At 71.3% G+C, this 20,814-nt stretch carries 16 protein-coding genes; 12 read left to right on the plus strand and 4 right to left on the minus strand.

The annotated features are described in order from the left end of the window. Positions 1–63 precede the first annotated feature (63 nt). The 7 genes from ACWDR3_RS15650 to ACWDR3_RS15680 all read left to right on the plus strand — a co-directional run bounded on the left by ACWDR3_RS15650 (position 64) and on the right by ACWDR3_RS15680 (position 12,414). Complete coding sequence (locus ACWDR3_RS15650) at positions 64–1,449, plus strand: ABC transporter substrate-binding protein (protein WP_450353016.1); 1,386 nt, start codon at positions 64–66, stop codon at positions 1,447–1,449. Between the two features lie 9 nt (positions 1,450–1,458). After that, positions 1,459–2,808 (plus strand): carbohydrate ABC transporter permease, encoded by a 1,350-nt coding sequence (locus ACWDR3_RS15655; RefSeq protein WP_450353017.1) that lies wholly within the window; start codon positions 1,459–1,461, stop codon positions 2,806–2,808. Beyond that, on the plus strand, positions 2,805–3,686 hold the full coding sequence (locus ACWDR3_RS15660; RefSeq protein ID WP_450353018.1) for a carbohydrate ABC transporter permease: 882 nt from the start codon (positions 2,805–2,807) through the stop codon (positions 3,684–3,686). The genes ACWDR3_RS15655 and ACWDR3_RS15660 overlap by 4 nt, the downstream gene beginning before the upstream one ends. 142 nt (positions 3,687–3,828) lie before the next feature. Beyond that, the gene (locus ACWDR3_RS15665; RefSeq protein WP_450353019.1) at positions 3,829–6,126 is read left to right on the plus strand and encodes a bifunctional glycosyltransferase/CDP-glycerol:glycerophosphate glycerophosphotransferase; all 2,298 of its coding nucleotides are present in this window, start codon (positions 3,829–3,831) and stop codon (positions 6,124–6,126) included. A 174-nt stretch (positions 6,127–6,300) separates the two neighbouring features. After that, on the plus strand, positions 6,301–8,499 hold the full coding sequence (locus ACWDR3_RS15670) for a bifunctional glycosyltransferase/CDP-glycerol:glycerophosphate glycerophosphotransferase (RefSeq protein WP_450353020.1): 2,199 nt from the start codon (positions 6,301–6,303) through the stop codon (positions 8,497–8,499). Between the two features lie 8 nt (positions 8,500–8,507). Continuing rightward, a complete protein-coding gene (locus ACWDR3_RS15675; RefSeq protein ID WP_450353032.1) occupies positions 8,508–10,745 on the plus strand; it encodes a bifunctional glycosyltransferase/CDP-glycerol:glycerophosphate glycerophosphotransferase in 2,238 nt (745 codons plus the stop codon). Between the two features lie 85 nt (positions 10,746–10,830). Then, positions 10,831–12,414, plus strand: a complete 1,584-nt coding sequence (locus tag ACWDR3_RS15680; RefSeq protein ID WP_450353021.1) for a hypothetical protein — start codon at positions 10,831–10,833, stop codon at positions 12,412–12,414. Positions 12,415–12,471: 57 nt separating this feature from the next. Here ACWDR3_RS15680 and ACWDR3_RS15685 read toward each other — a convergent pair whose 3' ends face one another. Beyond that, positions 12,472–12,885, minus strand: a complete 414-nt coding sequence (locus ACWDR3_RS15685) for an organic hydroperoxide resistance protein (RefSeq protein ID WP_124000360.1) — start codon at positions 12,883–12,885, stop codon at positions 12,472–12,474. Between the two features lie 99 nt (positions 12,886–12,984). Between ACWDR3_RS15685 and ACWDR3_RS15690 the strand changes: the two genes are divergently transcribed. Beyond that, complete coding sequence (locus ACWDR3_RS15690) at positions 12,985–13,491, plus strand: MarR family winged helix-turn-helix transcriptional regulator (protein WP_450353022.1); 507 nt, start codon at positions 12,985–12,987, stop codon at positions 13,489–13,491. On the opposite strand, the gene ACWDR3_RS15695 is transcribed toward ACWDR3_RS15690, so the two are convergent. Next, positions 13,445–15,040 carry a glycosyltransferase family 39 protein gene (locus ACWDR3_RS15695; RefSeq protein WP_450353023.1) on the minus strand — a complete coding sequence of 532 codons (1,596 nt, stop codon included), beginning with the start codon at positions 15,038–15,040 and terminating at the stop codon, positions 13,445–13,447. The two genes, ACWDR3_RS15690 and ACWDR3_RS15695, sit on opposite strands and share 47 nt — an antisense overlap. A 193-nt stretch (positions 15,041–15,233) precedes the next feature. Here ACWDR3_RS15695 and galE point away from each other — a divergent pair, with 193 nt between their 5' ends. Further along, the gene (gene galE / locus ACWDR3_RS15700) at positions 15,234–16,214 is read left to right on the plus strand and encodes a UDP-glucose 4-epimerase GalE (RefSeq protein ID WP_450353024.1); all 981 of its coding nucleotides are present in this window, start codon (positions 15,234–15,236) and stop codon (positions 16,212–16,214) included. Between the two features lie 61 nt (positions 16,215–16,275). After that, positions 16,276–17,241 carry an ADP-ribosylglycohydrolase family protein gene (locus ACWDR3_RS15705; RefSeq protein ID WP_450353025.1) on the plus strand — a complete coding sequence of 322 codons (966 nt, stop codon included), beginning with the start codon at positions 16,276–16,278 and terminating at the stop codon, positions 17,239–17,241. A 17-nt stretch (positions 17,242–17,258) separates the two neighbouring features. Here the strand turns inward: ACWDR3_RS15705 and ACWDR3_RS15710 are convergent, their stop codons facing one another. Together ACWDR3_RS15710 and ACWDR3_RS15715 are read right to left on the minus strand one after the other, a co-directional pair. Continuing rightward, positions 17,259–17,903 carry a response regulator gene (locus tag ACWDR3_RS15710; RefSeq protein ID WP_450353026.1) on the minus strand — a complete coding sequence of 215 codons (645 nt, stop codon included), beginning with the start codon at positions 17,901–17,903 and terminating at the stop codon, positions 17,259–17,261. 80 nt (positions 17,904–17,983) lie between these two features. After that, a complete protein-coding gene (locus ACWDR3_RS15715; RefSeq protein WP_450353027.1) occupies positions 17,984–18,610 on the minus strand; it encodes a TetR/AcrR family transcriptional regulator in 627 nt (208 codons plus the stop codon). Between the two features lie 286 nt (positions 18,611–18,896). Between ACWDR3_RS15715 and ACWDR3_RS15720 the strand changes: the two genes are divergently transcribed. After that, on the plus strand, positions 18,897–19,814 hold the full coding sequence (locus ACWDR3_RS15720; RefSeq protein WP_450353028.1) for an ABC transporter permease: 918 nt from the start codon (positions 18,897–18,899) through the stop codon (positions 19,812–19,814). Positions 19,815–19,851: 37 nt separating this feature from the next. After that, positions 19,852–20,718: an ABC transporter ATP-binding protein gene (locus ACWDR3_RS15725; RefSeq protein WP_450353033.1), complete on the plus strand. Its 867-nt coding sequence runs from the start codon at positions 19,852–19,854 to the stop codon at positions 20,716–20,718. The last annotated feature ends 96 nt before the right edge of the window (positions 20,719–20,814 follow it).

The raw sequence follows: 20,814 nt of genomic DNA on the forward strand, positions 1-20,814 counted from the left end.
GCGTAGACCGGATCGCACGGAACAGCGCTGAACGTTCGACGAAGCTCGAAGAACGGGGCAGTCATGCGCAGCACGTGCAGCAGGATCCGGACACGCAGGGCCGCCAAACCCGCCGCCGCCCTCCTCGCGGCAGCACTCGCACTCGCGCTCACGGGATGCGGCGGCAGCGATGACAACAAGGACGACTCCGGTGCGAGTGGCGGGAGTTCGGAGAGCAGCAGCGGTCTGAAGCTGCCGAAGCTGAACGGCCAGACCCTGGAGGTCGCCGCCGTCTGGACCGGACCCGAACAGGACAACTTCCTCAAGGTCCTGGACGAGTTCAAGAAGCGCACCGGTGCCAAGGTCGACTTCGTGCCGACCGGCAACAACACCTCCACGTTCCTCGGTACGAAGATCGAGGGCGGTCAGCCACCGGACGTCGCGTTCCTGCCCCAGGTGGGCGTGTTGCACCAGTTCGCGGACAAGGGCTGGCTCAAGCCCCTCGGGGCGGACGCCCAGGCCCAGTTGGAGAAGAACTTCTCCAAGGGCTGGGTGGATCTGGGGGCCTGGAAGGGCAAGCAGTACGGCGTCTACGCGAAGGCCGCCAACAAGTCGCTGGTCTGGTACAACACCGCGGCCTTCGAGGCGGCCGGCATCACCGACACCCCGAAGACCTGGAAGGACTTCCTCTCCACCGCGCAGACCCTCTCGGACGCCGGCTCCCCGGCCGTGTCGATCGGCGGCGCGGACGGCTGGACGCTGACCGACTGGTTCGAGAACGTCTATCTCTCGCAGGCCGGCCCGGAGAAGTACGACCAGTTGGCCGCGCACGAGATCAAGTGGACGGATCCGTCGGTCAAGGACGCCCTCACCACGCTCGCGCAGCTGTGGGGCAAGGACGATCTGATCGCGGGCGGCCGCAAGGGCGCGCTGAACACCGAGTTCCCGAAGTCGGTCACCCAGACCTTCTCCGGTGACACCCCGGCCGCGATGGTCTACGAGGGCGACTTCGTCACCGCGAACATCAACGCCGACACCAAGGCGAAGCTGGGCACGGACGCGAAGGTCTTCCCGTTCCCCGCGGTCGGCAGCGAGTCGCCCGTGGTCAGCGGTGGTGACGTGGCCGTGGCGCTGAAGGACGGCGCGGGCGCACAGGCGCTGCTGACGTTCCTGGCCTCCACGGACGCGGCCGAGATCTGGACGGCGCAGGGCGGTGTCATCTCGCCGAACAAGGCGATGGACCGGGACAAGTACAAGGACGCCGTCACCAAGCAGATCGCCGACGCGCTGATCGCCGCCGGTGACAACTTCCGCTTCGACATGTCCGACCAGGCACCGGCCGCGTTCGGCGGCACGCAGGGTGTGGGCGAGTGGAAGGACCTGCAGGACTTCCTGCGCAATCCGTCGGACGTGGCCGGAACCCAGAAGAAACTGGAGTCCGACGCGGCCAAGGCCTATGCGACCGGCTGACGCGCGGCCATGACGACCGTGGCGAGTTCGGAGGGCGCCGGCGCACTGCCGACGCCCTCCGCGAAACCGCGCAAGAGTGTGACGGGGACCCGGCTCTGGGTGGCGGTGCTGTTCCTGCTGCCCGCCCTGATCCTCCTCGGCGCGCTCGTGGTCTACCCGATCGGGTACTCGATCTGGCGCAGCCTCTACGACGCCGACGGCTCGGGCTTCGTCGGTCTGGACAACTACGGCGACATCTTCTCCAACTCCTCCACGCTGACCGCCGTACGCAACACGGCGATCTGGGTGGCGGTGGCGCCCGCGGTGGTCACCGCGCTCGGTCTGATCTTCGCGGTGATGACCGAACGGGTGCGCTGGGGAACGGCGTTCAAGCTGATCGTCTTCATGCCGATGGCGATCTCGATGCTCGCGGCCGGCATCATCTTCCGGCTGGTCTACGAGCAGGATCCGAGCCAGGGCGCCGCCAACGCGGTCGCCAAGGCGGTGCACGACACCTTCGTGTCCTCGTCGGTCTATCCGAAGGCGCGGCCGAACGCGACGGTGAGCGATCTCAAGGCGTCCGGCGGCGGCTCGTTCACCTCGACGGACACCGTGCAGGCCGGCACCCCGGCGCTGCTGCCGCTGGTGGGCATCGCCCCGAACAAGCTGCCCGGCACCCCCGAGGACGCGAAGGCGGCGAGCGGTTCCGGTGTCACCGGCACCGTCTGGCTGGACTTCAAGCTGGGCGGCGGCGGGACGAAGGGGCAGGTCGACCCGGGTGAGAAGGCGCTGAAGGGCGTCAAGGTGGAGGCCGTGAAGGACGGCAAGGTGGTCGCCTCCGCCAAGAGCGGCGCGGACGGCGTCTTCACGCTGCCGGCCTCCGCCGACGGGGCCCAACTGCGGTTGCCGGGCTCGAACTTCGCGGCACCGTACGACGGCATCGACTGGCTCGGTCCGACGCTGGTCACCCCGGCGATCATCGGCAGCTATGTGTGGATGTGGGCGGGCTTCGCGATGGTGCTGATCGCGGCGGGCCTGGCCGGCGTCGACCGCAATCTGCTGGAGGCGGCCCGGGTGGACGGCGCCAACGAGTGGCAGGTGTTCCGCAGAGTCACGGTGCCGCTGCTCGCGCCGGTCCTGGTCGTCGTCCTCGTCACGCTGATGATCAACGTGATGAAGATCTTCGACCTGGTGTACATCATCGCGCCGCAGCCCAGCCAGGACGACGCCAACGTCCTTGCCCTGCAACTGTTCCTGTCCTCGTTCGGCGGGGGCGGCAACTACGGCGTGGGCAGCGCGATCGGCGTCATCCTGCTGCTGCTCGTACTGCCGGTGATGTTCGTCAACCTCCGGCGGCTGCGGAAGGAGCGTGAGCGGTGACCGCCCTCGACACGATCGTGCGTGGCAAGCGTTCCTTCGCCTCCCGGGTGGCGAGCGGGGCGGCGGGCGGGGCGATGCGGGTCTTCCTGATCCTGGTCGCGCTGTTCTGGCTGGTGCCGACCTTCGGGCTGCTGGTCTCCTCGTTCCGCGACCCGACCGACATCGCGTCCTCGGGCTGGTGGAAGGTGTTCACCGCGCCGAGCCAGCTGACCGCCAAGAGCTATCAGACGCTCCTGGAGAAGGACGCGATCACGCACGCCCTGTTCAACACGATCTGGATCACGGTGCCGGCCACGCTCCTTGTGGTGCTGTTCGGCGCGATGGCCGGATACGCCTTCGCCTGGCTGGACTTCAAGGGCCGCGACTGGTGGTTCCTGCTCGTGGTCGCGCTGCTCGTCGTGCCCGTCCAGGTGGCGCTGATCCCGCTCTCCGATCTCTTCGGCAAGATCGGGATCTTCGGCGACATCATCGGTGTGGTGCTCTTCCACGTCGGCTTCGGGCTGCCGTTCGCCATCTTCCTGCTGCGCAACTTCTTCGCGGAGATCCCGCGTGAACTGCTGGAGGCGGCACGGCTGGACGGCGCGGGCGAGACCCGGCTGTTCTTCACGGTGATCCTGCCGCTGGGCGCGCCCGCGATCGCGTCCCTGGGCATCTTCCAGTTCCTGTGGGTGTGGAACGACATGCTGGTGGCGCTGGTCTTCTCCAACTCGGAGTCGCAGCCGCTGACGGTCGCACTGCAGCAGCAGGTACGGCAGTTCGGCAGCAACATCGAGATCCTCGCGCCCGGCGCGTTCATCTCGATGGTGATCCCGCTGGCCGTGTTCTTCGCGTTCCAGCGGCAGTTCGTGTCCGGCGTGATGGCGGGCGCGGTCAAGTAGCCGGAAAACAACATGAAAGGGGGATTCCGTTCACCCGGAGTCCCCCTTCTGCCGTACGAAACCGTAACCAAGTCACTCCATCGGCCGTTCCCGGGCAAGGCCCGACAGGGCTTATCGCTCGCGCCGACCGACTGGATGTGTCTTGCCCAGGTTCAGTGTCATCGTCCCCGCGCACAACGTTCAGGCCTACCTGCACGCATGCCTGGAATCGGTGCTGTCGCAGTCGCATCCCGACCTCGAACTGATCGCGGTCGACGACTGCTCGCCGGACGGATGCGGGGCGATCATCGACGAGTTCGCGGCCCGCGACCCGCGCGTGCACGCCGTGCACCTGCCGGAGAACGCCGGTCTGGGCCCGGCCCGCAACGCCGGTCTCGCCCTCGCGACCGGCGACTACCTGGTCTTCCTCGACGGCGACGACACCCTCACCCCGCACGCGCTGCGCGCGATCGCCGACCGGCTGAAGGAGACGGGCGAGCCGGACGTCCTGGTCTACGACTACGCGCGCACGTACTGGTCGGGCGAGACCGTCCGCAACCAGGCGTCGGGGCAGCTCACCGAGCAGGGCCCGGCGCCCTTCCGCCTGGAGGACCGCCCGGGCCTGCTGCACCTGCTGATGGTGGCCTGGAACAAGGCGTACCGCCGGGAGTTCGTGCAGGAGCACGGCTTCGCCTTCCCGCCCGGGTACTACGAGGACACCCCCTGGACCTACCCCACCCTGCTGACCGCCGAGTCGATCGCCACCCTCGACCGGGTCTGCGTGCACTACCGCCAACGCCGCCAGGGCAGCATCCTGTCCACCACCAGCCGCAGCCACTTCGACGTCTTCGAGCAGTACGACCGGGTCTTCGCGTACGTCGCCGAGCGGCCCGAACTGGCCGCCTGGCGACCGGTGTTGTTCCGCCGCATGGTCGACCACCTGGCGAAGGTCTTCACGCACCGCGAGCGGCTGCCCCGCGCGGCCCGCGCCGAGTTCCTGCGCAAGGCCCGTGCCCACTACCGCCGTTACCGCGTCCCCGGCTCCCCCGTCCCCCTCTCCTCGCGGCTGCGCCACGCACTGGTCCGCTGGAGCCTGCACCGCACCTACAACACGCTCCAGTCGGCGTCCACGCTGAACCGCAGGACGGCCAAGCGCACGGTCAAACTCCTGCGCGCGGTACGGGCGTTCACCCTCCGGCTGCACTACGGCGTCCAGCTCCGCCTCCCGCTGCGCGCCGACCGTGCCGTGTTCACCGCCCATCAGGGGCGCGGCCACGGCTGCCACCCGGGCGCGCTGGAGGAGGCGTTCCGCGCGCACGCCCCGCACATCCGCACGGCGTGGATCGCCCGCCCCGAGCACCACCACGCCGTCCCGACGGGCACCCGCCGGCTGACCCCGGACACGGCCGCGTACTGGACCGCGCTGGCCCGCTCCAAGTACCTCGTGAACAACGCCGACTTCGACCGCCGGATGCGCAAGCGGCACGGCCAGGTCTTCGTGCAGACCCAGCACGGCACCCCGCTCAAGCACATGGGCCTCGACCTCCAGGAACGCCCGGCAGCGGCCCACGACATGGACTTCGAGCAGCTCCTGGCGAGCGTCGACCAGTGGGACCACGTCGTCTCCGCCAACCGCCACTCCACCCTCACCTGGGAGCGCGTCTTCCCGGGCACCTACACCACCCTCGAATACGGCAGCCCCCGCAACGACGTGTTCCAGAAGGCCACTTCGGCGGACGTCGCCCGGCTGCGCGCCTCCCTCGGCATCCCCGACGACACGGTCGCGATCCTCTACGCGCCGACCCACCGTGACTACCGCCGCACCCAGCGCGCCGACCTCGACCTGGAGCACGTACTGCGCCGCCTGGGCCCGCGCTTCGTCGTGCTGGCCCGCGCCCACTTCCGGCACGGCGGCCCGCTCGCGCCGCACAGCGGCCCGCTCGCGCCGCACAGCGGCCGGGTCGTCGACGTCACCGACCACCCGAGCGTCGAGTCCCTCTGCCTCGCCTCGGACGCCCTGGTCACCGACTACTCGTCCCTGATGTTCGACTACGCGGGCCTGGACCGCCCGATCGTGGTCCACACCGAGGACCGCGAGGCCTACGAGGCGGCCCGCGGCACCTACTTCGACCTGCGCGCCTTCCCGCCGGGTGCGATCGCCCGCAGCGAGGACGAGCTGATCGACATCTTCGCCTCCGGCCACTGGCGCGGCTCCCGCTCGACCCAGCTGCGGGCCGCGTTCCGCGAACGCTTCTGTCCGTACGACGACGGACGCGCCGCCGAACGGGTCGTACGCCACGTCGTGTTCGGGGAGAGCGACCAGCCGCCGGTGATCCCGCTCGAAGCGCGCCACCCGGTGCCGTCGACGGCCGCGACCCGCGCGCACTCCCCGCAGGCGACGGTCCCGCAGGCCACCGTGCCGCATCCCGCCGGTCCGCTGCCCGTCACCGACCGCCTCTGAACACCGTTCTCGCACCGGGGAGTTCGCATGCCTTCCAGCCCGTCGCGGCCCACGCCGACCCGGCCGAACACCTGGCGTCCGGCCGGGCGCCCGGGCCGCCGCGCCGCCGACTGAGAGCCGACGAGCGCCGGTTGAGCTCCGCGGCACCCGCAGCACACTTACAGGGAGAGCAGAATGCCCCGCTTCAGCATCATCGTCCCGTCCCATGGGGTGGCGGGACGGCTGTCCCTGGCGCTGGACTCGGTCCTCGCGCAGTCCTTCGGCGACTTCGAGCTGATCCCGGTCTGCGACGCCCCGGACGCGCCCGCGGCGGACGTGGTCGCCGGATACGCCGAGCGGGACTCCCGGGTGGCCCCGGTGCACTCGCCGCCGTCGGCCGGTCTGGCCGGGGCGCGCAACACCGGGATCCGCGCGGCGAACGGCACCCATCTGCTGTTCCTGGACGGCGACGACGTGCTCGTCCCGGGCGCGCTCGCGGAGCTGGACGCCCGTCTGACGGAGACCGGCGAGGTCGACATCCTGCACTTCGAGCACGAGCGCGCCCCCTGGTGGGAGGGCGAGCCGACCAACCCGGCCGCACTGCTGCTGCCGAAGGCCCCGCCCGGCGCCTTCTCCCCCGACGAGGTGCCCCAGCTCACCGGCGTCCAGCTGCCGGCCTGGAGCGCGGCCTACCGCCGGGCCTTCCTCACCGAACACCGACTCGCCTTCCCCGACGGCCACTTCACCGATGTCGGCTTCTGCGGACTGACCGCGATGAGGGCGCAGCGGGTCGCCGTGCTCCACTCGGTCGTCGTACGGCATCTGGTGCGCCGCCAGGGCAACCGGCTCGGCCTGCCCGGCGAGCACCACCTCGAACTCCTCGACCAGACAGAGCTGTTGCTCACACGAGCCGCCCAACAAGGCCTGTCTGCCGACCGGTTGATCCCGCTCTTCGAGCAGCTCTTCGCCGCCGTGCTGAAGACGGCCGCGCACCCGACACGCCTCGGCGACTCGGGCCGCGCCTTCTTCCGCCGGGCGAGCCTGCTGTACCGCGGCCACCGCCCCGCCGGTCACCGGGCCCCGGGCGGCAGCCTCGGCATTCAGCACCGGCTGCTGGCGAACGGGTCGTACGCGGCCTTCCGCGCCCTGCGGGTCGCCAACCGCTCGGTGACTCGGGCAGCCGAGCGCCTGCCGCGCCCGCGCGGTCTGCGCACCCGGCTGCTGTACGCGCGCGATCTGCGCCGCCCGTTGGACGCGAACCTCGCCGTGTACTGCGCGTACTGGGGCCGCGGTTACGCGTGCAGCCCGGCCGCGATCCACGCCATGGCCGGCCAACTCGCCCCACACATCCGCTCGGTGTTCCTGGTCGAGCCGGACGCGGTGGACTCGGTGCCGGAGGGGATCGAGTACGCGGTCATCGGCAGCCGCCGGTACTGGTCGGTGCTGGCGCGCGCCAAGTACCTGGTGAACAACGCCAACTTCGCGGAGGGCGTGGTCAAGCGCCCAGGGAGTGTGCACGTCCAGACGCAGCACGGCACCCCGCTGAAGAAGATGGGCGTGGACCAGTCGACGTACCCGGTGGTGGCCGCCACGACCGGCAGCTTCGCCAAGCTCCTTGGCCGGGTGGACCGTTGGGACTACAACATCTCCTCCAACAGCCACTCCACCCAGATGTGGGAGCGCGCCTTCCCGGGCTCCTACGAGCAGGTGGAGTACGGCTATCCGCGGAACGACGTCTTCTACACGGCGACCGCCGACGATGTGGCGCGGATCCGGCGGGAGTTGGGCGTCCCCGAGGGCAAGACGGCGGTCCTGTACGCCCCGACCCACCGCGACCACCACACCGGCTTCGAGACCGGCCTTGACCTGGAGGCCTTCTGCGACGCGGCCGGCGAGGACGTGGTGGTGCTGCTGCGCGCCCACTACTTCTACGACCGGGGCCGGGCCCGGAGCAGCGGCCGGATCATCGACGTCACCGCGCACCGCTCGTCCGAGGACGTGTGCCTGGCCGCCGACGCGCTGGTCACCGACTACTCGTCGATCATGTTCGACTACGCCAACCTGGACCGGCCCATCGTCGTGTACGCCGACGACTGGGAGGTCTACCAGGAGACGCGGGGCGTCTACTTCGACCTGCTGAAGGCACCGCCGGGCCCGGTGACCCGGACACCGGAGGAACTGGCCCGCGTCTTCCGCGACGGCTCCTGGGCGGGCCCGGAGTCGACGGCCGCGCGGGCCGAATTCCGGGGCCGCTTCTGCCAGTTCGACGACGGCTACGCAGCCGAGCGGGTCGTACGGCGGGTGTTCCTCGGCCGGCCGCCGGAGGCGATCCCGTCCGTGATCCCGCTCGCGCGACGCGTCCCGGCCCCCGCCGCCACCCTCGTAAGGAAGTGACCTCCGCAGTGCCCCGCTTCAGCGTCATCGTCCCCGTCTTCAAGGTGCAGGGCTTTCTGCGCGAGTGCCTCGACTCCGTTCTGGAGCAGTCCTACCGGGACATCGAGGTGATCGCCGTCGACGACCGCTCCCCCGACGGCTGCGGCGCGATCCTCGACGAGTACGCGGCCCGCGACCCGCGCGTCCGTGTGCTGCACCTGCCGGAGAACGTCGGTCTGGGCCGCGCCCGCAACGCCGGAATGCCGTACGCCACCGGCGACTTCCTGTTCTTCCTGGACAGCGACGACACCCTCACCCCGGGCGCCCTTCGCGCCCTGGCCGACCGTCTCGACGAGACCTCCGACCCGGACGTCCTGGTCTTCGACTACGCGCGCACGTACTGGTGGGGCGGCATGCGCCGCAACGTCCTGGCGCACGTGCTCGCGGAGGCCGCCGACGCCACCTTCACGGTCTCCGAACGCCCGGAGATCCTCGACCTGTTGATGGTCGTGTGGAACAAGGTCTACCGCCGCGAGTTCGTGCTCAAGCACGGCTTCGAGTTCCCGCCCGGCTACTACGAGGACACGCCCTGGACCTTCCCGGTGCTGCTCAGCGCCGACCGGATCGCCACCCTCGACCGGATCTGCCTGAACTACCGCCAGCGCCGCCAGGGCAACATCCTGTCCACCACCAGCCGCAGGCACTTCGACATCCACGACCAGTACGAGCGGGTCTTCGCGTTCCTCACCACCCGCCCGGAACTGGCGAGTTGGCGGCCCTACCTGCACGCCAAGATGGGCGAGCACTGTCTGGACATCCTCGCCAAGCCGGACCGGCTGCCGCCCCGCGACAAGGCCGAGTTCTTCCGGCGCACAGCGGAACTGTTCCGCAAGCACCGGCCCGAGGGTGCCGTCGTGGCCCCCGAACTCCGCGTACTGGAAGGCGGTTTCGCCGCCTACCGTGCCAAGCGCCAGACGGACCGGGCAGGGCGCGAGATCACCCGCCGGGCCGCTCAGTTGCGCCGCGCGGCGGGCGTACGCCTCACCCGTGGCCGCTCCGCCCTGACCGCGCGCCGCTCCCTCGACCCGGACCTCGTCCTCTACTCGGCCTCCTCGCACCAGGGCGTCCTCGGCGACCCGGGCGCGATCCACCGCAAGGCCCATGAGATCGCCCCGCAGTTGCGCGGTGTGTGGGTGGTCCGGGACGCGGAGGCGGCGGCCCTGCTGCCGGCGGACGTCGAGCACGTCCTGCTCGATTCCCCGCAGTACCGCCAAGTCGCCGCCCGGGCCATGTACTTCGTCAACAACGTCAACTGGCCCGGCGCCCTCGCCAAGCGCCCCGGCAGCGTCCACATCCACACCCATCAGGGCACCCCGCTCAAGTACATGGGCGCCGACCTGCTGGAGCGCCCCGGCGCCCGCCACGGCTTCGACGTGCCGCAGATGCTGCGCCGCGCCGACCGCTGGGACCACAGCCTGGTCGCCAACCTGCACTCCGAGCTGGTGTGGGAGCGGGCGTACCCGTGCCACTTCGCGTCCGCGCGCACCGGCAGCCCGCGCAACGACATCCTGGTCAACGCCCGTATGCAGGGCGGTCTTTCGGAGCAGGGGCAGGCGGTGCGCGAGCGGCTCGGCATCCCCGCCCGGCACACCGTCGTGCTGTACGCCCCGACCCGCCGCGACTACCGCAGGGGCGGCCATGTCGACCGTGTCGACCTGGCCCGGTTCGCCGAGGACCTGGGCGCCGGACACACCCTCGTCGTCCGCCTGCACCCCACCCTCGCCACCGGCCCCGCGCGCGGCCTGGGCCTGGCCGAACTGCACCGGCGGGGCGTGCTGATCGACGCGACGGACGAGCCGCACGTCGAGGACGTGATGCTCGCCTCGGACGTGCTGGTCACGGACTACTCGGCGGTGATGTTCGACTACGCCAACCTGGACCGGCCGATCGTGGTCCACGCCGACGACCTGGGCGCGTACACGGCGAGCCGGGGCACGTACTTCGACATCACGGCGCAGGCGCCGGGCCATGTGTCGCGCTCCTACCGGGAGTTGGCGTGGCTGCTGACCTCCGGGACCTGGCAGGACGAGGAGTCGGCACGGCTGCGGGCCGGGTTCCGGGCGCGCTACTGCGAGTTCGACGACGGCCGCGCCGCCGAGCGGGTCGTCCGCACCCTGCTGCTCGGCGAGGAGATGCCCCGGCCGTCGGCGCGGGTGCCGGGGCAGGGGCAGCGGCTCGGAGAACCGGCGGTTCACTCGATGAGGTGATCTCGGGTGGTGTCGTTGACCCCGGCGGGAACATACGGCAAATGCCTCGACCCTCTCATCACCTGCCCCGAATCTCCGCTCACCGGTGAGCACCGCTCTCGCCACCCGGCGACTCGTGCGCGGCGCCACGGCCCTGCGTGGCGGCCGAACCTGGCGCCCGACGCCGTACCAAGCCTTCGGCTTCCTGTTCTGGCTGGTGATGTCGCTGGCGTACTGGCGGGTGCCGCTGTGCTGCGACGCCGGTCAGCACGCGGCGGTCGTCGAACGCCTCAAGGTGAGCCTGCTCCACCCGCGCCACCCGATGGCCGACCTGCCGGGCGCCGGCAGCCCGTACTACTCGCCGTACGCGGTGGCACAGGGCGTGTTCGCGCGGCTGACCGGCCTGGGCGGCTGGGAGGTGCTGCGGCTGGCCGGGCCGCTGAACCTGCTCGTCCTGCTGACCGGCATCGGCCGCTTCACGCGCGTGCTGACGCCGAGACCGTGGGCACCGGTCCTCGCGATCGCCTCGATGACCCTGTTGTGGGGCACCGAACTGGCCTGGTGGAGCGGCTATCTCGGGCTGATGTCGATGACCGGCAACCTCGGCTATCCGTCGACGTTCGCGATCGGCCTCGCCTTCTGGGCCTGGGCGCTGACCGGCGCGCGGGCGCGGAACGCGGGGCGGGTGCGGTACGTCGGCCCGAGCGGGCTGCCGGGCCCGGCCGGGTACGCGGGGCTCGGTGCGCTGTACGGGCTGATCCTGCTGATCCACCCGATCACCGCGGTGGCAGCGGTGCTCGGCGGGATCGCGGTCGTGGCGGGGTGGCAGCGGGGGTGGGGGCTGTCAGCGGCGGGCCGCTGGGCGCTCACGGGCGGGACGGCCCTGCTGGTGGGGGCGGTGTGGCCGTACTTCGATGTGTTCGCGTTGGCCGCGGACGGCAGCGTGGACGCGCTGCACCGGCGGCTGTACCGAGGCCTGGCCGGCCATTTCTGGCTGGCGTTGCTGGGGTTGCCGGCGCTGTGGCTGCGGGCGCGGCGAGCGCGGAAAACGGGGGTCGGCTGGTGGTCGTGGGCGCGGGATCCGCTGGTGCTGATGTTCGTTCTGGAGTGCCTGGTGGTGGCGTACGGCCGGCTCAGCGGGCACTACACGTACGGCAGGATCCTCGGGCTGACGCTGGTGCCGCTCCAGTTCGCGCTCGCCGTGGAGCTGGCGGCGCCCCGGCCGTGGTCGGTGCGGCGGCGGATGCTGGGTGAGATCGCGGCGGTGGCCGCCTGCGTCGGCTTCGTGACCGTGCAGGCGGGGGCCGTGGTGCCGCGGTCACTGGACCCGGTCGGCTTCGCACAGCCGCCGCGCTGGCCGTCGTACGCCTGGGCCGCGCGGCACATCGGGCCCGGCGAGGTGGTGATCACCGACGGCTATTACGCCGTCCGCGCGATCGCGGGGTACGGAGCGAACCTCGCCGCGCCCGTCTGGCCGGACCCGGCCCTGGACGAGCGGGAGCGGCTGCGCCGGGTGGCCGACGTCCGGGGCTGTCTCGCCCCGGCCTCGACCCGCGCCGAGCGCGCCGCCGTCGTCCGCCGCTATCACGTGCGCTGGCTGCTGCTGACGCGCTGGCACCCCGTGCCCGCGGAGGCCGTGGTGGTGGCGTGGAGTCCGCGGACCGGGGAGGTGCTGGCGCGGGTCGGGTGAGGTCGTACCGCTCGATCGCTCGGCGGACCTGCTCGACGGCGAGACCGTCTACCGGACCTACTCGACGACGAGGGTGACCTCGATGTTGCCGCGGGTGGCGTTGGAGTACGGGCAGACCTGGTGGGCGGCCTCGACCAGCTTGTGGCCGGTGGCCTCGTCCACGGTGTCGGGGAGCTCGACGCGCAGGGTGACCTTCAGGGCGAAGCCCTCGCCCACCTTGCCGATGCCGACCTCGGCGGTGACGGCCGCGTCGCTGACGTCGACCTTCGCCTGCCGGCCGACGGCGCCGAGGGCGCTGCCGAAGCAGGCCGCGTAACCGGCGGCGAAGAGCTGCTCCGGGTTGGTGCCCTGACCGTTGCCGCCCATCTCCACCGGGAAGGCCAGCGGGAGGTCGATCTTGCCGTCGGAGGAGACGGCACGGCCCTCGCGGCCGTGGGTGGCGGTGGCGACGGCGGTGTAGAGCGCGTCCATGGAAAACCATCCCTCTCAAAGTCAGCTGCCGGCGGCTTCGGCTTCTTCGGCCGCCTGACGGACTCAAGTAGAGCACACAATTAAATTGCGTACAACTAAATGGCTCGCAAAGGCTATCCTGGACCCATGACCACGCCCACTCCCACTCCGCCCACCACCGACTGGCTCCGTCTCGACCAGCAGATCTGCTTCTCCCTGAACGCGGCCTCGCGCGCGTTCGGCGGTGTCTACCGGGTGATCCTCAAGGATCTCGGGATCACGTATCCGCAGTACCTGGTGATGCTCGTGCTGTGGGAGCACGGCGAGCTGCCCGTCAAGAAGCTCGGCGAGCACCTGCGGCTCGACTCCGGCACCCTCTCCCCGCTGCTCAAGCGGCTGGAGGCGGCCGGTCTGGTCCGCCGTGAGCGCAGCGCCCGCGACGAGCGCTCGGTGGAGGTGGGGCTGACGGAGGAGGGCGCCGCCCTGCGCGAGCGCGCCCTCGCGGTGCCCCGCCGCATCTCCGCCGCGACCGGCTTCGACGTGGACGAGATCCGCGCGCTGCGCGCCCGCCTCGACGACCTCACCGCGGCGCTGGACGCGGCGACGCTGGAGGAGACGTCGGAGTGAGCGGGGTGGTGGGGGCAACTGCCTTACCCGACTTGCCTGTTGGGCCGGCCGTGGCGGTCGGACCGAACCCGACCGCCGCACCCGGCCCCACCGTCGGATCGAACGCGTCCGGCCGTCTGACGTAGAGCCGCAGGGCGACGCCCCCGAGGACGTACCGCGTCCGTTGAGCACGCGCGGGTACGAACTGCTCCTCCACGGCGGCGAGTTTGGCGCGTTCGGTGGGCTCGACCGGGTACCAGCGGGAGCGCCGGGCGTACGGCTCGGTGACGATCCAGAGGCGGTGCACGCGCGCGAGTCTGCGGCGCAGTTCACCGGCGCCGACCTCACGGCCGTAGAGCGTGCCGGACGGTGGTCCCGGCTCGCCGAGCGCGATGTCCCGGGCCCGCCGGAACCCCTCGGGGTACGCGAGCGCCGAGCGCCGGCCGATCGCAGGGAGGTACATCACCGGGTCGCCGGGGCGCAGTTGGCGGGCGGCGAGCGCGGAGACGGCGGCGAGGTCGTCGGGGCGGTGGGCGGGCATGCGGTCCTGGCGGTAGGCGGGCAGGGCGTGGAAGAAGGCCAGGGCGATGGCGAGGGCGCCCGCGGCGGGACTGTGGAGCAGGCGGCGGCGCAGGGTCGGCCCGCCGGGGTCGGCCGAGACCACCCGGTCCGCGCCCGCGGCCACCAGCAGCGGCACTCCGGCCAGGGCGTACAGCACGTACCGGTCGTCGTACATCGGCCGGACCTGCGAGACCGTCATCAGCAGCGCGGGCGGCACGACCGCCAACGGCAGGGCGACGGCGGCCACTTGACGCACCCTCAGCCCCAGCACGACCAGCATCAGACACACCCAGAACACCACCCCGGTGGGCCCGGCCGCAAAACCGCGCACCAACCGCTCCGCACTCCCCCACCCCGGCACCGGCAGCCACTCCACCTGTCCCGACTGCGCCCGCGAGACCATCACGAGCGGCAGCAGGACGACACCAACGGCCACCGTCGCGCGCGCCCAGCCCCACCACGCCCGCCTCGGCGCCCGCGTCCAGGCCAGCGTGACCGCGTGGGCGCCCAGCACCAGTACGGCCAGTTCGTGCAGCAGGCAGGTGGCGGCGAGCACGAGTGCGTACGGCCACCAGGACCGCCCGTCCAGCGCGCGCACCAGGAGCAGCGTGGACCCTGCCACGCCGGCCGCGACCAGGGCGTACGAGCGGCCCTCCTGCGCGTAGTGCCCGACCAGCGGGGTCACGGCGTACAGCAGTCCGGCCCACAAGCCGACGCGCGGCCCCGCGAGCCGGGCCCCGAGCGCCCCGACGAGGCCCGCGGTCGCGGCGGCGGCACACACCGACGGCAGGCGCAGGACGACCTCGCCGGAGTGGACGGCGAGGACGGCGTGCATGACCAGGTAGTACAGACCGTGCACCGCGTCCACGCCGTGCAGCAGCCGCCAGATCTGCGGGACCGAGCGCCGCGCGACCTGGAAGGTGACGCCCTCGTCGCGCCATATCCCGCCGCGGTCGAGCCCCCACAGCCCGATCGCGAGCATGACGGCGGCGGGCGCGGCCACGGCCACGACGAGCTCCGCAGGTTTTCGACGTCCGGCTCCGACTCCCGCACCCTCACTCTCCACGAAAGTCATTTTGTACTACTAGCGACCACTTACAGATGATTGACGATGCATAAGGATGGAGAGGGCACCGATCCCCGCCCGGCACCCCCGCCTGCTTCACTGATACGCGGACACATCGACGAGGGGACGGACGCACATGACCTGGCTGATCACCGGTGGCGCCGGCTACATCGGGGCGCACGTCGTGCGCGCGATGACCGAGGCGGGCGAACAGGCCGTGGTGTACGACGACCTGTCGACCGGCATCGCCGAGCGCGTGCCGGACGGGGTGCCGCTGGTGACCGGCTCGACGCTGGACGGCGAACGGCTGGCGCGCACGCTCGCCGACCACGAGGTCACCGGGGTCGTCCACCTCGCGGCGAAGAAGCAGGTCGGCGAGTCGGTCCAACTCCCCCTGCACTACTACCGCGAGAACGTCGAGGGCCTGCGCGTCCTCCTGGAGGCCGTCACGACGGCCGGCGTCCCGTCCTTCGTCTTCTCCTCCTCCGCGGCCGTGTACGGCATGCCGGACGTGGATCTGGTGACGGAGGAGACCCCCTGCCTCCCCATGTCCCCCTACGGCGAGACGAAGCTGGCCGGCGAATGGCTGGTCCGGGCGACGGGCCGCGCGACCGGCCTCTCCACCGCCTCCCTCCGCTACTTCAACGTGGCGGGCGCCGCGGCCCCGGAACTGGCCGACGTCGGCGTCTACAACCTCGTCCCCATGGTCTTCGAGAAGCTCACCGAGAACGCGCCCCCGCGCATCTTCGGCGACGACTACGACACCCCGGACGGCACCTGCGTACGCGACTACATCCACGTCGTCGACCTCGCCGAGGCCCACGTCGCCGCCGCCCACGCCCTGCGCGCCGCCCCCGGCCGCGACCTCACCCTCAACATCGGCCGCGGCGAGGGCGTCTCGGTCCGCGAGATGATCGACCACATCAACACCCTCACGGGCTACGACCTCCCCCCGACCGCCCTCCCCCGCCGCCCCGGCGACCCCGCCCGAGTAGTCGCCTCCGCCGACCGCGCCGCCACCGAACTGGGCTGGAAAGCCAAACACGACGTCCAGGACATGATCACGTCGGCTTGGGAGGGGTGGGTACGGCGGCATCCGGGGGTGGGGCGGGGGTAGCGGCCGGGGTTCCGGAGTCGGGCCGGTGCTTCCGAGGTGGCGGGCGGGCTAGCCTGCGGTGATGGCCGAACCGACAGGCATAGCCGCCACTCGACCGACCCGCACCGACCGCGCGCTGGGCGCCGTCATCGGCTCCGCCGTCGGCGACGCCCTGGGCGCGCCCTTCGAGTTCGGCCCCGAGGGCGCCTTCTCCGCCCGCTTTCCGGAGCCCGGGCAGGGCGGTGAGATGTGCGGGGGCGGCGGCTGGGACCCCGGCGAGGCGACGGACGACACACAGATGGCGGTGCTGGTCGGCGAGTCACTGCTGGAGTGCGGTGGCCTCGAACTCCCCGATGTCTTTCGCCGGTTCCGGCTCTGGGCGACTGCCGAGCCCAAGGACATCGGCCTCCAGACCGAAGCGGTGCTGAGCGGCGGCGATCCGTGGGACCTGGCCGCGGCCCTGCACTTCCAGACCAATCAACGGGCGGCCGGAAACGGCGCGTTGATGCGAGCGGCCACCTCTGCCGTGTACTTCGCGCACACCGGCCGGGAGGCCACGATGGATGCCGCCCGCCGCCTGGCCGCCCTCACCCACGGCGACCGCGCGGCCTGGGAAGGCACCGCCGTCTTCCACGAGCTGGTCCGCACCGCCCTCGACGGGAGCGACCCGATCGCCGCCGTCCCGGACACCCTGACCGCCGTCCACCCCGACCACCGCGAGCGCTACGCCACCGTCCTCGCCCCCGACTGGCACCCCGACCTCGCCACCGAGTTCAACGGCGCGGTCTGGCCGTGCCTCGGCTCCGCCGTATGGGCCGTGCGGACCACCTCCTCGTACGAGGACGCCGTACGAGCGGCCGTCGACCTGGGCGGCGACACGGACACCGTCGCCGCGGTGACCGGCGGCCTGGCGGGAGCGGTGTACGGCGTCGCCGCGATCCCCGAGCGCTGGACGGAGCCGCTGCACGTACCGCTGCCCGGGTTCAGCGAACGCGTGCTGCGGGTGGCGGAGTTGACGGAACTCGCGCTGCGGCTGGTCGCCCGCTGAGACCGACTCCGGGGCGGCTACCGGTTGTTCAGATACGCCAGCACCGCAAGCACCCGGCGGTGGCCGCTGTCGCTCTGCGGCAGACCCAGTTTCAGGAAGACGTTGCCGATGTGTTTGTGGACGGCTCGTTCGGTGACTACGAGGGTCTTCGCGATGGTGGCGTTGTCGTGGCCCTCGGCCATCAGCGCGAGGACCTCGCGCTCGCGGGGGGTGAGGGAGTCGAGGGGGGAGTCCTTGCGGCGGGTGAGGAGTTCGGTGACGACCTCGGGGTCGAGGGCGGTGCCGCCGGCGGCGACGCGTTCCAGGGCGTCGAGGAACTCGTCGACCCGGCCGACCCGGTCCTTGAGGAGGTAGCCGAGCCCGCTCGCGCCGCCGGTCAGCAGCTCGGCGGCGTACGACTCCTCGACGTACTGAGAGAGGACCAGGACCGGGAGGCCGGGGATCCGTTCGCGGGCCTCCAGGGCGGCGCGCAGACCCTCGTCGCGGAAGCCGGGGGGCATGCGGACGTCGAGCACGGCCGCGTCGGGGCGGTGTTCGAGCAGGGCGGGGAGCACCTCGGGGCCGGTGCTCGCGACGGCGACCACGTCGTGTCCCGCGGAGGTCAGGAGGAGGACGAGGCCCTCCCGCAGCAGGGCGTTGTCCTCGGCGATCACGACTCTCACGGCTGTTCCGCCTCAACTCCGGTCACCGTGCGCACGGCGACGTCCTGTCGGCCACCGGCGGCCTGATCACCGCAGCCTACTCACAGCGCCTTGATCGCCGCCGCGGTGGCCCGTGCCAGTGCGCCCAGGTACCCCTTGGGCAGCTTCGGGCTGCGGATCACCACCGAGCGCCAGTACAGGGGCCCGGAGATCAGGTCGAGGGCCAGGTCCTGGTCGAGGCCGCCGCTGACCTCGCCACGCTGGGCCGCCGCCACCACGATCTTGCTGGCGACGCCGTCCTGCCCCTCGCGCAGCGCCTTCTGCATGGCCTCGGCGATCTCGGGGTTGCGCGCCGCCTCGGCCTGGAGGTCCGGGATGATCTGCGAGGCGACGGGGTGCCGCAGCGCGCGCGAGGTGAACTCGTACAGCAGCCGCAGGTCGCCCTCCAGGGAGCCCGTGTCGGGCACCGGCAGGCCCTGCACCGCGAGCGCCGAGACGACGTCGAGCACCAGGTGCAGCTTGGACCGCCAGCGGCGGTAGACCGCGGTCTTGCCGACGCCCGCGCGCCGCGCGATCCCCTCGATGGACATCCGCGCGTAGCCGACGGCCGCGAGCTCCTCGAAGACGGCGGCCCGAATGGCTTCCGTCACATCCGGACGGAGCACGGCCGCTCCGGCAGGGGTGCGGCGGCGCGGACGGGTTTGGGGCTCGTCGGCGTTCGTCGTCATACGGCCCAGCATAGGGCGTTGCGACGATACGGTCCCGTCCCCACGCAGCGCGTCACGACGGAACGGTTCCGTCCCGGCGACGAAACGGTCTCGTCCTGGCGAAGGACGTGACGACGAAACGGTTGCGTTCCGACGCCGATACGGCCTACGCTCACGTTGCGACGATACGGTCCCGTCCCGACGTAAGAGAACGTGAAGAGAAGCGTAAGGAAACGCCGGGTGACGGACCGGCCGGCCGACGGGCCGGTTCGCCCGCACCCCCACCCCCCGAGCGAAAGCAGCGGATGTGAGCCAGGTACTCCACACACCGCCCCCGACGGCGACTGCGGCCGACGACGATCTCGCGGCCCTCGCCGCGCGACACGGCCTCACGGTCAGCGGCGCCCGTCCCTCCCTGCCCGAGTACGTCCGTGAACTGTGGGCCCGGCGGCACTTCATCGCCGCCTTCTCCACCGCCAAGCTCACGGCCCAGTACAGCCAGGCGAAGCTCGGCCAGGTCTGGCAGGTCATGACCCCGCTGCTCAACGCGGCGGTGTACTACTTCATCTTCGGCGTGCTGCTCGACACCAAGCGGAGCGTGCCGGACTACATCCCGTTCCTGGTTACGGGCGTGTTCATCTGGACGTTCACCCAGAGCTCGATCCTGACCGGCACCCGCGCCATCTCCGGCAACCTCGGCCTGGTCCGCGCCCTGCACTTCCCGCGGGCCGCGCTGCCGATCTCCTTCTGCCTCCAGCAGCTCCAGCAGCTGCTGTTCTCGATGTGCGCCCTGGTCGTGATCCTGCTCTGCTTCGGGATCCCGGTCTCGTTCTCCTGGTTCCTGGCGATCCCGGTCCTGGTGCTGCAGTTCACGTTCAACACCGGCATCGCGATGATCATGGCCCGGATGGGCTCCAAGACCCCGGACATCGCCCAGCTGATGCCGTTCGTGCTGCGCACCTGGATGTACATCTCCGGTGTCATGTGGAGCATCGACAAGCTGACCAAGCAGCACAGCGACCTGCCCAGCTGGGTGGCTCCGACGCTCAAGGCCAACCCGCCCGCCGTCTACATCGACCTGATGCGCTACTCCCTCATCGACAGCTTCCACGCCAGCCAGCTGCCGCCCCACGTGTGGGCGCTCGCGGTGGGCTGGGCCGTGGTCGCCGGGGTCTGCGGCTTCATCTACTTCTGGAAGGCCGAGGAGACCTACGGCCGTGGCTGAGTACACCGAAGAGCGCGCAGACGGGATCACCGACCCCATGACCGACCAGGCCGCCGAACAGACCACCCGCAGCGACATCCCCACCGTCGTCGCCGACAGCGTCGACATCGTCTACCGGGTCAACGGCACCAGCGGCGGACGCGGTTCCGCCACCGCCGCCCTCAACCGCATGCTGCGCCGCAAGCAGGCCGACCAGGCGTCGGGCGTCCGCAAGGTGCACGCCGTCAAGAACGTCTCCTTCGTCGCGTACAAGGGCGAGGCCATCGGCCTGATCGGCACGAACGGCTCCGGCAAGTCGACCCTGCTGAAGGCCGTCGCGGGTCTGCTGCCGGTGGAGAACGGCCGGATCTACACCGACGGCCAGCCCTCCCTGCTCGGCGTCAACGCGGCCCTGATGAGCGACCTGACCGGCGAGCGCAACGTCTACCTCGGCGGTCTCGCCATGGGCATGTCCCGCGAGCAGATCAAGGAGCGCTACGCCGACATCGTCGAGTTCTCCGGCATCAACGAGAAGGGCGACTTCATCACCCTGCCGATGCGGACGTACTCCTCCGGCATGGGCGCCCGGCTGCGCTTCTCCATCGCCGCCGCCAAGGACCACGACGTGCTGCTCATCGACGAGGCCCTGGCCACCGGTGACGCGGCCTTCCGCAAGCGCTCCGAGCAGCGCATCCGCGAGCTGCGCAAGCACGCGGGCACGGTGTTCCTGGTCAGCCACAACAACAAGACGATCCGCGACACCTGCGACCGTGTGCTGTGGCTGGAGCGCGGTGTGCTGCGCATGGACGGTCCTACGGAGGAGGTCCTCGCGGAGTACGAGGCCTTCACCGGCGACAAGAACGACAAGGCGAAGCCCAAGGCCAAGCCGAAGCCGAAGCCTGCGGCGGCGGCTGTGACGGCCTGACCCACCTGGACCACTTGGCCGGCCTTGCACCCGGCACCCGGCACGCAGAAGGAGCCCCGGACCGCTCGACGCGGGCCGGGGCCCCTTCTGTTCCTA

It is taken from the genome of Streptomyces sp. NPDC001002, from assembly GCF_053599215.1.